Source organism: Castellaniella sp. (assembly GCF_049673105.1).
Lineage (GTDB): Bacteria > Pseudomonadota > Gammaproteobacteria > Burkholderiales > Burkholderiaceae_B > Castellaniella.
Map to the genome: position 1 here is coordinate 43,520 of NZ_JBATXG010000005.1, position 12,945 is coordinate 56,464.

The window sequence follows — 12,945 nt, forward strand, 5'->3', positions numbered from 1 at the left end:
CATGATGATGAAACGTATGCCGCTTTCCCTGGTCAGCATCGCGCTGATCAGTTCGTTGGCTGGTTGCTCCACACTTGGGCAGTTGACCGGACAATCCGAGTCGATTGAATACAAAAGCACGGTGACGGGCGATCCGCTGTCGATCCCGCCTGATCTGACGCAGGCCAGCGACAATACCCACTACAAGGCCCCCGAGGGCACGGCCAGCCTCAGCGCCTATTCCGCCAGCCAGCGCAACCAAAGCGCCAATCCGGCGGATCGTGTGCTGCCCCAGTCCGCCGGTATCGAGGTCATGCGCGACGGCACGTTACGCTGGCTGGTCGTCAGCGAAGCCGCCGAAACCCTGTACCCGAAAATCATCGAATTCTGGGGACAACAGGGGTTCACCATCCAGTCGCAAAACCCCAAGGTCGGCCTGATCGAGACCGACTGGGCTGAAAACCGCGCCAAGGTCCCCGAGGGCTGGCTGCGCAGCGCCTTGGGCAGTGTGCTGGACCAGGTCTTCGATAGCGGCGAGCGCGACCGCTTCACGACGCGCCTGGAACGTGTCAATGGCAAGACCGAGGTCTACATCAGCCACCAGCACATGGAAGAAACCCCCACGATCGACGGCACCGCGTTCAAATGGGTCTTCGGCAAAGAAGATCCGGGTCTGAACGCCGCCATGCTGGCGCGTTTGATGGTGTATCTGGGAACGGATCAGCAAAAGGCCGCTCAGGACATCAAGAACGCGTCCCAGGATACCGGCGCCGGCACCACGGCCCAACTGGCTGACGGACAGGCATCGCTGATGGTGAATGAATCCTTCGACCGCGCCTGGCGGCGTGTCGGGGTGGCCATTGATTCGGCCCGCTTCACCGTCGAAGACCGCAACCGCGATCAGGGCGATTACTACATCCGCTATCTGGATACCGACACCGGCGAACAGATCCAGCAGCAGACCGTCTTTGGTCGCATGTTCGGCACCCGCAATGCCGCCGAACCGCAAAAGCTGCGGGTCCATCTGGCGCAGCAAGGCGGCGGCACCCAGGTCACCGTGCTGAACCAGGACGGCCAGCAGATGACCGACGCGACGGCGCGCCGGATTCTGTCGGTGCTGGACAATAACCTGAAGACTACACCGTAGGCTTCCCGACCGCCTCCGCCAATGCCACTGCATCCGCTCCGGCATATAGGCGGAGCGGGCCCGCCGGGTCGTTCGCCGCGCGCCACACGGCTTGCACCACATCCGCCGTGTGGGTGACCGGTTCAGTCGACTGTCTCCATCCCTCGAAGGTGCGCTGTGCCAGGGTGGAATAGGCATCGGGGATGCCTCCCATCCGGCGCTGGGAGTTCTCGCCGAAGCGAGTCTCGGGCGCTCGGCCTGGCAGTACCAGGCTCACGCGCACATTGAACTGCCGGAGCTCGAGCGCCAGCGATTCGGTGAACGCATTGACCGCCGCTTTGCTGGCGGTGTACACGGACAGTAGGGGCAATGGCTTCAAGGTCACACTTGACGTGATATTCACGATAGCGCCGGTGTTGCGCTTTCTGAACTGAGGCAGCAAGGCCTGGGTCATCGCAATCGTGCCGAAGGTATTCGCTTCGAATACCTCTCGCACGGTATCGATCGATGTGCCTTCCAACGCATTCAGTGTTCCGATCCCCGCATTGTTGACCAGAACGTCGATAGGTCCGGCGGCTTCCACCGCTAGGCGAATGCTTTCTGGATCGGTGACATCCAGGGCAAGCACATGCAAGTGTTCGGAGGTGGGCAGCAGTTCCTCGCGCGGCGAGCGCATCGTGGCGACAACTTTCCAGCCGTGGCGGAGGAAGTGTTTGGCCGTTTCGAGGCCGAAGCCGGATGAGCAGCCAGTAATCAGGACTGTTTTCATGGGATCCCAGTAAGTGAGTGTGGTACAGCAAGGATAGAGCCTCGTATCCGGATCTGCTACAGTAGAAAATCCATTTATTTCTTCTTATAGTCCAGTAATGATCGATCCATTCGCTGAAGTGGTCATGCTGTTGCAGCCTGAGGCTCCGTTCTCGAAGGTCGTCAGCGGGGCGGGGGCCTGGCGCGTGAGCCGCGAAGAATCCGGCCAGACTTTTTATTGCGCGATCCTCGAAGGTTCGTGCCTCATCCAGGCTGACGGACATGAGCCGATCACGCTTCAGGAGAATGATTTCATCCTCATTCCCTCGGCGCACCATTTCGCGATGTCGAGCCTCGAACCCCCACCAGAAGGTATGGACGCCACGCCGGTCGCATTGCCCGATGGTGAATTCAGGTTGGGTGCCACGAGTGCGCCTGCCGATGTCCGATACCTTGTCGGCTATTGCGTCTTTGGAGCGTCTGACGCGGCTCTGCTGGTGTCGCTCCTTCCTCGACTTCTCCTCGCGCGTGGCGGGCAGAGGTTGGTGACTCTGGTCCAGCTCGTGGCGGACGAATGCCGCGCGCGCCGCCCTGCGCGCGATGTCATCCTGACCCGTCTGCTGGAAGTGCTATTGGTTGAAGCGCTCCGGGCTGGCTCAGGGGGCATTGCTTTGCCCGGGCTTTTGCGTGGGCTTGCGGACGAGCGGCTGTCGGTTTCGATACGGTGGATGCATGAAATGCCGGCCCGATCCTGGTCGGTCGATCAGTTGGCGAAAGAAGCGGCCCTTTCGCGCTCGGCGTTCTTTGAGCGATTCAACCGCATCATGGGGATGACTCCGATGGAGTACCTATTGACTTGGCGGATGGCGTTGGCCAAGAACCTGCTGCGGCGCAGTGAATGCGGCCTTGCCGAGATCGCAGAGCGCGTAGGATACAGTTCTGTGAACACATTCAGCGTGGCCTTCACTCGCCATGTCGGGCTGCCGCCAAGGCGCTATGCGCGACAGAATCCCGATCTCAGCCAAACTTGAAATTTATCGGTTGTCATGGTGCCATGGCCGGCAACTGCCGCCTCTTTGCGCCAGGAGAAGCATCATGCGGATGCTTGCAGAGCAGCCGTCTCAGGCACCGCGTCGGCATGCTTCGTCTGGCCGAACCAGGCCAGTTCCGTTCCCAGCGCCGTGACCTCGCCCACCAGGACCAGCGCAGGGGACTGCACCCGATGTTCGGCGGCAGCGGCTTCCAGCGTGTCCAGTGTGGCGAACAGGGTACGCTGTTCCGGACGGGAACCGTTTTCCACCAGGGCGCAGGGGGTGTCCGGCGCCAGGCCGTCTTCCAGCAATTGGCTACGCAGCACGGACAGGCGGTTCACACCCATGTAGTACACCCGGGTCTGGCCGTCGGCGGCATCATCCCCCGATGCTGGCGCGGTTCGCGCGCGGCGGTGCGCGGTGGCCAGTGTCAGGGATTGCGCATGATCGCGGTGTGTCAGCGGGATTCCCGCATAGGCGCCGCAGGCCAGCGCCGCGGTGATGCCGGGCACGACTTCGTAGGCGATGCCGTGGCGCTTCAGATGCTGCAGTTCCTCGCCCCCCCTGCCGAATACCAGCGGGTCGCCGCCCTTCAGGCGCACCACGCAGCGGCCCTGCCGGGCGTGGGACACCATCAGGGCATGGATGCGCGCTTGGGTGGTTTCGTGCGGACCGCCCAGCGTTTTGCCCACGTCGATCACCTGCGCGTCGCGCCGCGCCAGCGCCAGCACTTCCGGGCTGACCAGACGGTCGGCCAGGATCACATCGGCCTCGTTCAGGGCGCGCAGGCCGCGCAAAGTCAGCAGGCCGGGATCGCCAGGGCCGGCGCCCACCAGCAGCACCTTGCCGACCGGGGCCTGAGTGGCCTGGGCCAGGGCCTGGTCCAGCGCCGCTGCGGCCTCGTCGGGCCGGCTGCGCCGCAAGGCGCTCAGGACCGGGCCGTCCAGCAGCCAGTCGTAGAAATCCCGCCGCGCGCGCAATTCAGGGCGGGCCTGGCGGATGGACAGACGCTTGCGTTGCGCCAGCGCCGCCAGTGCGCCCAGCGCCGGGTCGAACAGGGATTCGATGCGTTCACGCAGACGCCGGGCGATGACCGGGGCGCTGCCGCCGGATGAAATGGCGATGGTGATGGGCGCCCGGTCGACGATGGCCGGCACCTGAGCGCTGGACAAGGCCGCGTCGTCCACCACATTGCAAAACAGGCGCCGGGCGGTGGCGGCATCCGCGATGGTCCGATTCAGCTGCGTGTCGTTGGTTGCTGCGATCACCAGCCAGGCCTCGTCCAGCCAGGCCGGGTCGAAGGGCGCCAGGCGCAGTTCGATGTCACCCGCCTGCGCACGGGCCTGAACCTGGGGGTGAGCCGCATGGGCGCCGACGATCACGCGGGCGCCGGCTGCCAGCAGCAGGTGAATCTTGCGGTCCGCGACCGGACCTGCGCCGATCACCAACACGGTGCGGTCTTTCAGATCGGTGAAGAGAGGAAATAAATGCATGGTCACACGATTCCGGTACGCACCAGGAAATTGCCAAAGGCTTCCTGCGGCTGACGTCGTTGGGCGTAGTCGCCGAACAGGGCGTCCAGGCTGCCCAGGATTTCGTGTTCGTCGATGTTTTCCCGATACAGGCTGTTCATCCGTTCGCCGACGAAATCGGCCCCCAGCCGCAGGTCGTAGCGGCCCAGCGCCCGCCCGACCAGGGCGATTTCACCCAGGTACGGGCGCGAGCAGCCGTTCGGGCAGCCCGACAGGCGCAGCAGAATCGGTTCGTCGCGCAGGCCGTACTTGTCCAACAGGGCTTCCAGTTTGGGCAGCAGCACAGGGGCATAGCGCTCGCTCTCGGCCATCGCCAGGCCACAGGTGGGCAAGGCCACGCAGGCGATGTGGTGGCGGCGGATACCGCTTTGCTCCTTGTAGCCGTCCAGACCGTATTCCTGCACCAGCGCGTCGATGGCGGCGCGGTCGGCGTCGTCCACATTGGCGATCACCAGGTTCTGATTGCAGGTCAGGCGGAATTCACCCGTCAGGATTTTGGCGATCTCGCGCATGCCGGTTTGCAGGCGCAGCCCATCCCGGTCCCACAAGCGGCCAGAGGCGATATACAGGCCCAAATGCCAGCGGCCATCCTCGCCGCGTGACCAGCCGTAGCGATCGCCGTTGCGCTCGAACTGATAGGGGCGGGCGTCTTGCAGCGTGCGACCGCTGCGGATCTGGATCTGTTCGCGAAACCAGGCCACGCCCAGGCGGTCCACCGTGTATTTCAGGCGCGCGTGCTGGCGTTCCTGGCGGTTGCCGTGGTCGCGCTGCAGGGTGACGACCGCTTCGGCGACGGCGATCAGATCGTCCGGTGCGACGAAACCCACCAGCGACCCCAGGCGAGGATACGTGCTGGGATCGCCCGCCGTAGCGCCCATGCCACCGCCGACTGCGACGTTAAAGCCTTGCAATGCGCCGTTCTCGATGATGGCGACCAGGCCCAGATCGTTGGCGAACACGTCGCAGTCGTTGGTCGGCGGGATCGCGACGCCGATCTTGAACTTGCGCGGCAGGTAGGCGGAATTGTTGCCGTAGATGGGTTCCTCGTCCCCGGCCTCGCCCACCTGCTCGCCGCCCAGCCAGATTTCCGCGTAAGCCGTGGTGCGGGGCAGGAAGTGATTGGACAGACGCAGCACCCATTCCTGAATCAGGGCGTGCTGGCTGGACAGGTGCGGATTGACCGAGCTGATCACCTGGCGGTTGACGTCGCCGCAGGCGGCAATCGTCGTTGCGCGGGCGTCATGGATGCCCTGCATGAAGGCTCGCAGATTGCGTTTCAGGATGCCGTGCCATTGGAAGGTCTGGCGCGTGGTGATGCGCAGACCCCGGGTGGCGTATTGCTGCGCCAGCGCGTCCAGCGCCAGCCATTGCTGCGGCGGGATGACGCCGCCCGGCAGCCGGGCCCGCACCATGAAGTCATAGGCAGGCTCCAGTTTCTGTTTGCGCCGTTCGTCGCGAATGTCGCGATCGTCCTGCATGTAGCTGCCGTGGAACTTCAGCAGTTTGGTATCGGATTCCGGAATGGCGCCCGTGACCGGGTTGTTCAATTCCTGGGCGATCGTGCCGCGCAGGAACCGGCTGCCGGTCTTGATGTTTTCCAGGGGAGAGAGGGGGGAAATGCTCATCTTCGATGCTTCATGTCAAAAAGGGGGCCTGAGGGCCGGCGGCCCTGCAGGTCGTCAGAGGGCGGGCGGTTCAGTACACGTCCCGTGCGTAGCGGCCCTGGGCCGACAGTTCGTCCAGCCATTGCCGGGCGCCTTCTTCGCTGAGGCCGCCCTGATCGCGGGCGATGTCCAGCAAGGCGGCCTGCACGTCGCGGGCCATATGGTCTGCGTCCCCGCAGACATAGACATGCGCGCCGGCCTGGATCCAGTCGTAGACATCGGCGCCGCGTTCCAGCAGCCGGTGCTGCACGTAGATCTTGTCGGCCTGGTCGCGGGAAAAGGCCAGATCGATGCGGTCCAGCTGGCCGTCCTTCAGCGCCTGCTGCCATTCGGTCTGATACAGGAAGTCGCTGGTGAAATGGGGGTTGCCGAAGAACAGCCAGTTGCGGCCTGATGCGTCGGCGTCCGCCCGCGCCTGGACAAAGGCGCGAAAGGGGGCGACACCGGTGCCGGCGCCGATCATGATGATGTCGCGGGCGGGGTCGGTCGGCAGACGAAAACGCGTGTTTTCCTCGATGAAGATCGGCACCGTGTCGCCTTCGGCGCGTTCGGCCAGGAAATGCGAGGCCACGCCCCAGCGGGACTCCGCTTCGTGTTCAAAGGCGACGTGCGCCAGCGTCAGGTGGACTTCGTCTTCCGCCGTGGTGGCGCAGGAGGCGATGGAATACAGTCGCGGCGCCAGCGGGCGCAGGGCGGCGACCAGATCCTGCGCGGTCCAGCGCACCGGCCAGGCGCGTACCGCGTCGATCAGTTGGTGGCGCGCCATATAGGCCGACAGCGCATCCCGGGATTCAGGCTGCAGCAGCGTCGTCAGTTCGGCCTGGGCGGCGCGTTCGGCCAGCGCGGTCAGGAAGGGGCGGGTCAGGACGGTCAGCTCGCGATAGCGGCCCAGCCATTCTCCCAAGGGGCGTTGGACGCCTTGATGATCCACGGTTTCGGCGGCGTTCAGGCCGGTGGCCTCCAGCACGCGGGCGACCAGGGTGTCGTCCTGCACCGGCCAGACGCCCAGCGCATCGCCGGGTTCGTAGTTCAGTTTGCTGCCTTCCAGCGACAGTTCCAGGTGGCGGATGTCCTTGTCGCTGTCGCGCCCGGTGATCGGCTGGTTCAGCAGCACTTCCGCCTGAAAAGGATGGTCTCGGGTAAATTTTTCGGCTTGGGGGCGCAGCGGCGTGACCGTAGCCTGGGCCGCGCCGGGCGCGCCGGCTTTCAGCGCCTGGCTGGCTTGTTCCAGCGCCCGGGACTGCCAGGGGCCGGCAACGGTCTCGATGTCCAGATCGGCAGCGCCGGCGTCTTGCAGGCGCTGGGCGCCCAATTCAGCCAGCCGGGTGTCGATCTTCTGTGAAATTCCGCAGAAAGACGGGTAGCTGGAATCCCCCAGCCCCAGGACGGCGTATTTCAGTTTCGGCAGTTTCGGCGCCCGTTTGCCCAGCAGGAACTCGACCCAGGCGATCGAGTCGTCGGGCGGATCGCCGTCTCCCTGGGTGCTCATGACGATGTACAGCAGCTGTTCGTCTTTCAGTTCCTTGGTTTTGTATTGATCGGCCCGTACCAGACGCGCCGTCAGCCCCTGGGCCTGGATCTGATCATGCAGCTGCGTCGCGATGCGCTTGGCATTGCCGGTCTGGCTGCCGTACAGAATGGTCAGCCGCAGGGCGGCGTCCGGTGCGGGCGCCGCCGCCACCGTCAGGGGCGGGGCGGCTTCTCGCGCCGGCTGGCGAGCCTGGGCAACCCCGGCGAAATAACCCGACAGCCAATGCAGGCTGTTGGATTCGAGCGTGTCCGCCAGTTCGGCGATCAGTGAGTGATGGGCATCGGGCAGATAGTTCGGCGCGAGCATGGCGTGGCCTTGTCGAAACGAAAGAAGCGTCCATTCTGGGACGCTTCGGTCATGTCGGGAACGATCAGATGCTTATGTTTTTATGCGGATATAAGTAAATGAGGGAAAGGCCAGGGTCCGCCGGGTCCAGGGGCGACTGGTCTGCCGGCAGCGTGCGTGTCAGGTATCTTCCCAGTGCGCCCAGCCTTCCTGCAGCCATTCGTCCAGCAGCGCCAGGGTGTCAGGGCTGAGTGCTTGCAGATCCGCGGCAGGCAGGCTGCGCTGATCCGCCAGGGCGGCCAGCGCTGGCTCGCACGCCAGTTCGGCGACCTCGCCATTGATGAACAACTGCGGTCCGCTGTACATCAGGCGGGTGCAGCGGTCCAGCGCCAAACGACCGGTGTCGGGGACCGCAGTCGCCAGGGAAACCGGCTTGTCTTGCGGATCGAACAAAGCGCTGTCGGGCAGGTTCGTCAGCCATTGGCCCAGGAAGCGGGCGGCGACGGCCTCGTCCAGGCGGATGCGCCGCAGTGTGTCCAGCGTGGCCTGAATCAACCGGTCCGGCAGCGCCGCCGGCTGCCGGGTGGCCGGTGTATCGGCGTCGGTATACAGGGCGGATAGATCGGGTCCCGGCAGGCAAGGGTGCCCGTACAGGCCCGGATCGCCCAGGTGCTGCGCCGACAGTTGGTCGGCTGCCGATTCCAGCAGGCCCCGTGCCAGCGTCGCCTGGTTGGGCACGCGAAAGCCGATGGACAGCGTCATGCAGCCGTTGCCGACCGCCACGCCGTCATGACAGACATGCGGCGGCAGGTACAGCATATCGCCGGGTTCCAGGATATCGTCGGCATCCGGCTGAAAATCGGCCAGGATCTTCAGGGGCAAGCCCGGGACCAGGCTGCGGTCTTCCTGATTGCCGGTCCGCCAGCGCCGCCGCCCCCGGCCCTGCAGCAGGAACACGTCGTAGCTGTCGACGTGCGGCCCCACGCCACCGCCATCGGTGGCGATGCTGATCATCAGGTCGTCCAGTCGCGCATCGGAAATGAAGCGGAATTGCCGCAGCAAGGCGGCGGATTCGTCGTCGTGCAGGTCCACGCCCTGCACCAGCAGCGTCCAGTTGGGTTGAGACGCCGGGGGAAAGCCGCGAAACGGTCCGTGTTTCAAGGACCAGCCTTTGTCGCCGTGAGTGATCAGACGGGATTCGACTTCCTCGCGCCGGGCCAGGGTCTGCACGTCGCGGATCGTGATCGATGGCTGAAATCCGGGAATGGCCTGGCGGATCAGCAGCGGTTTTTTCTGCCAGTAGTCGCGCATGAATTCGCGGGGCGTCAGGCCGCCCAGCAGGGAGGTGGGCTGGTCGATGTCGGGGGTGGGGTAGGCGCGAGACATGGTGCGGTCTCCTGGCAGAATCTATGGCGGCGAGCACGCGCCGCCACAGAGAAATCGGATGGGGTCAGTGTAGGGGCAGACCGTTGAAAATCAAAGAAAGTCGCGGCGCAGCTGATAGATCAATTCCAGCGCTTCGCGGGGGCTGAGCTGGTCGGGTTCCAGCGCCTTCAAAGCGGCTTTCAGTGGAGCGTCCGGGTCCGCTTCTTCTTCCTCGACCTGCTGGATAAACAGCGACAACTGCGAATCCGCCCGGTTGCGGGCTTCCAGTTCGGCCAGTTCCTTGCGGGCGTGGCGGATCACCACTGGCGGGATGCCGGCGCGCTGCGCCACGTGCAGGCCGTAGCTCTGGCTGGCCGGGCCGGGGCGCACTTCGTGCAGGAAGACCACCCCGTCGGGCGCGTCGGCGGCAGCCAGATGCACGTTCAATACCCCGTGCGTTTTTTCCGGCAACCGGGTGATTTCGAAATAGTGCGTGGCAAACAGCGTCAGCGCCCGGTTATGCGTCAGCAGCCGGTAGGCGATGGCCCAGGCCAGCGCCAGCCCGTCGTAGGTGGATGTTCCACGCCCGATCTCGTCCATCAGCACCAGGCTGTGCGGGGTCGCAGCCGCCAGGATGACGCCGGCTTCCATCATTTCCATCATGAAAGTCGAACGTCCGCCTGCCAGATCGTCGCCTGCCCCGATGCGCGTGAAAATGCGATCGAGCGGGCCGATGCGCGCGTGACTGGCCGGCACATAGCTGCCCAGGCGAGCCAGCAGCGCAATCAACGCCACCTGGCGCATATAGGTGGATTTCCCGCCCATGTTCGGCCCGGTGATCAGCAGCATGCGGCGTTCCTCGTGCATGCGGCAGTCGTTGGGCGTGAAGGTCTCGATGCTGTGCTCGACCACCGGGTGGCGGCCAGCCTCGATGTCTAGGCATACGTCCTCGCACAGTTCGGGGGCGGTCCAGCCGTGGTGGCGGGCATGGTGCGCCAGCGCCGCCAGCGCGTCGATGCGGGCCAGTGCCGCCGCGCTGGCGGCCAGTGCCGCCGCGTAGTGGGCGGCCTGTTCCAGCATCTGTTCGAACAGCATTTTTTCGCGGGCCAGGCCGCGCTCGCGGGCCGACAGGACCTTGTCTTCCCAGGCTTTGAGTTCCGGCGTGATGTAGCGTTCGGCGTTCTTCAGCGTCTGGCGGCGTCGGTAGTCGTCGGGGACTTTGCCCGCCTGGCCGCGCGTGACCTCGATGAAAAAACCGTGCACCCGGTTGTATTCCACCCGCAGATTGGCGATGCCGGTGCGTTCGCGTTCGCGGGTTTCGATTTCCATCAGGAACGCGCCGTTGTCCCCGGCCAGCTGGCGCAGCGTGTCCAGTTCCGTGTCGTAGCCATCGGCGATGACGCCGCCGTCGCGGATCATCAGCGCCGGTTCGGACGCAATGGCCTGGGTCAGCAGATCTGCCAGCGCTGCATCTACCGGGACGGCCTGCAGGCTTTGGGCCAGCAGCCCGTCTGCCTGGAAGCTGTCCAGCGCCTGGGCGGCCAGGGGGGGCAGCGTCCCCAGCGCATCGCGCAGACTGGCCAGTTCGCGCGGACGGATCGTCCCCATCGCCAGCCGGGTCGCCATGCGTTCCAGATCGGGCAGGGCGCGCAAGCCGTCGCGCAGGCCATGCAGCGCTTGGTCTGGGGCAGCCAGCATCTGCGTGATCGCGTCTTGGCGCGCCTGCGCCTGCGGGTTGTGGCGCAGCGGCGCCTGCAGCCAGCGGCGCAGTTGGCGGCTGCCCATCGGCGTGCGGGCATGATCCAGCGTGCTGAACAATGTCGGTCCCTCGCCGCCGTTCAGCGGTTCGGTGATTTCCAGATTGCGCCGCGTCGCCGGGTCCAGCACCACATAGTCGCCGCCGGCATCCACGGCCAGACTATGGACGTGGCTGAGCGTCTGTGATTGCGTGGCGCCCACATAGCGCAGCAGAGCGCCGGCGGCGCACATCGCCAGCGGCAGGTGGTCCAGACCGAACGCCCCCACGTCGGCCACCCCGAAATGCCGCAGCAGCGTATCGCGCGCACCATCGGTGTCGAAGTGCCAGTCCGGCACCCGGCTGATGGTGGTGTCCAGGCCGGATGATTCCAGCGCCTGGGTATCCGCCTGTTCCGCGCAGACCAGCTCGACCGGGGCGATGCGCCCCAGTTCCGTATCCAGCAGTTCCGGCGTGCATTCGCAGGTCTTGAATTCGCCGTTGGCCAGATTCATCCAGGCCAGACCGATCTGGTCTTTGCCCTGGCGGCGGCTCGCCGCCCATGCCGCGATCACGCGGTCTTCGCGAGCGGGCAGCAGGGCCTCGTCCGTCAAGGTGCCGGGCGTGACCACTCGCACGATCTTGCGTTCCACCGGCCCTTTGCTGGCCGCCGGATCCCCCACTTGTTCGCAAATCGCAATGGATTCGCCCAGCGCCACCAGCCGCGCCAGATAGCCTTCCATCGCGTGATGCGGCACCCCCGCCATCGGAATCGGTGTGCCGTTGGACGTGCCGCGTTTGGTCAGCGTCAGGTTCAGCAACCGCGCCCCGCGTTCCGCGTCGTCATAGAACATCTCGTAGAAATCCCCCATGCGATAGAACAGCAGATGCGAGCCCGCCTGGGCTTTCAACGTCAAATACTGCTGCATCATGGGGGTGTGGCCGGAGAGATCTGGGGTGGTCATGCTAGGGGATCGGTCTGTGTGGATTGAGGGGGCAGGGGGTATTATCGTTCATGGAGGAGGATCGCAGTTGTCGTTGCAGTGGCGACACTCGGCACATCGTCTGGAGCGCTGAACTCATCCTACTTCACGGTGGGCACGATCTTGCCCTGGATATGCCCGCGCGCCGCGCGTGCAAGGGCCAACCTGAATGGCGAGGAATAGTTTGATCTGATTGCGGCACTCGCCTGGCTTCGAGAACAGCCAGCGCACGCACCGCGCGCTGACCGCATCCTGAGTGTGATTGCCAGTGCGATCCTGGTGAGTCCTGCTTGCGTCGACACGTCGAAGGGCCGTATCAATCGAGACGGATAGGTAGCAGCTAGAGTGGAAGACGGAGAGCAGAAATTTAAGGAACTGTATGTTTCGATAGAGACGAGCCAGCGCCATGATGTGCCTGATGCAGTGATCAATGGCGGTGGTGTGAGCCATTGGGGAGATCGTGATCCGGGCCGAAACATGATTGAGCAGGCCGAGGCCCAAGGGATGTCCCTGGAGCAATTTGCTTTGAAGTTCACTCGTACCCGGGTGCCAGCCAGTCAGGCTGGCGCTGGTACTCGGTGTTGGGGTTTACGGTGGAGAAGTGATGGGAAGCTATCTATGTGGGCAAAGATTCAATGGGTTGTAACGTTTCCAGCACAGTCTGTAATTGAGGATTCAGTTCAGCAGTGCGCAGGTCGAACGCCGTTTGAAGATTTAGCCAGGACTGCGCATCACCGCCGAAATAGTGGCTGAGCCGCAAGGCCGTATCAGCCGTGATGCCGCGCCGTTCGAGCAAGATGTCATTGATGCGGGAAGGGGTACAAGAAGATGGCGCGCCAGGGCATTGGCACTCATGTGGAGGGGTTTCAGGTAGTCCTCGCGCAAAACCTCGCCGGGGTGTACTGGCCGCATGCCGTTTTTGATCATGGTGTCGTCCTTGAACGCTCAAATGCCAAGCTTGCTGATA

At 64.5% G+C, this 12,945-nt stretch carries 8 protein-coding genes and 1 pseudogene; 2 read left to right on the plus strand and 7 right to left on the minus strand.

The genetic code is table 11. The features are described from left to right. Window position 1: 1 nt before the first annotated feature. On the plus strand, window positions 2–1,126 hold the full coding sequence (bamC, locus tag WBF69_RS01195; RefSeq protein ID WP_424260389.1) for an outer membrane protein assembly factor BamC: 1,125 nt from the start codon (window positions 2–4) through the stop codon (window positions 1,124–1,126). Here bamC and WBF69_RS01200 read toward each other — a convergent pair. After that, window positions 1,116–1,874, minus strand: coding sequence for an SDR family oxidoreductase (locus WBF69_RS01200; protein WP_424260391.1), 759 nt, complete (start codon window positions 1,872–1,874; stop codon window positions 1,116–1,118). The two genes, bamC and WBF69_RS01200, sit on opposite strands and share 11 nt — an antisense overlap. Window positions 1,875–1,971: 97 nt before the next feature. Between WBF69_RS01200 and WBF69_RS01205 the strand changes: the two genes are divergently transcribed. Continuing rightward, window positions 1,972–2,883: an AraC family transcriptional regulator gene (locus tag WBF69_RS01205; protein WP_424260393.1), complete on the plus strand. Its 912-nt coding sequence runs from the start codon at window positions 1,972–1,974 to the stop codon at window positions 2,881–2,883. A gap of 62 nt (window positions 2,884–2,945) precedes the next feature. Here WBF69_RS01205 and cysG read toward each other — a convergent pair whose 3' ends face one another. The 6 genes and pseudogenes from cysG to WBF69_RS01235 form a co-directional block, all read right to left on the minus strand. Continuing rightward, on the minus strand, window positions 2,946–4,376 hold the full coding sequence (gene cysG / locus WBF69_RS01210; protein ID WP_424260395.1) for a siroheme synthase CysG: 1,431 nt from the start codon (window positions 4,374–4,376) through the stop codon (window positions 2,946–2,948). A 2-nt stretch (window positions 4,377–4,378) separates the two neighbouring features. Next, window positions 4,379–6,040, minus strand: a complete 1,662-nt coding sequence (cysI, locus tag WBF69_RS01215) for an assimilatory sulfite reductase (NADPH) hemoprotein subunit (protein WP_424260397.1) — start codon at window positions 6,038–6,040, stop codon at window positions 4,379–4,381. A gap of 70 nt (window positions 6,041–6,110) precedes the next feature. Continuing rightward, window positions 6,111–7,916, minus strand: a complete 1,806-nt coding sequence (locus WBF69_RS01220; protein ID WP_424260399.1) for an assimilatory sulfite reductase (NADPH) flavoprotein subunit — start codon at window positions 7,914–7,916, stop codon at window positions 6,111–6,113. Between the two features lie 159 nt (window positions 7,917–8,075). Then, window positions 8,076–9,281, minus strand: a complete 1,206-nt coding sequence (locus WBF69_RS01225) for a JmjC domain-containing protein (protein WP_424260401.1) — start codon at window positions 9,279–9,281, stop codon at window positions 8,076–8,078. Window positions 9,282–9,371: 90 nt separating this feature from the next. Beyond that, window positions 9,372–11,960, minus strand: coding sequence for a DNA mismatch repair protein MutS (gene mutS, locus WBF69_RS01230; protein ID WP_424260403.1), 2,589 nt, complete (start codon window positions 11,958–11,960; stop codon window positions 9,372–9,374). 634 nt (window positions 11,961–12,594) lie between these two features. Then, window positions 12,595–12,905 (minus strand): annotated as a pseudogene (locus WBF69_RS01235) (HigA family addiction module antitoxin). Between the last annotated feature and the right edge of the window lie 40 nt (window positions 12,906–12,945).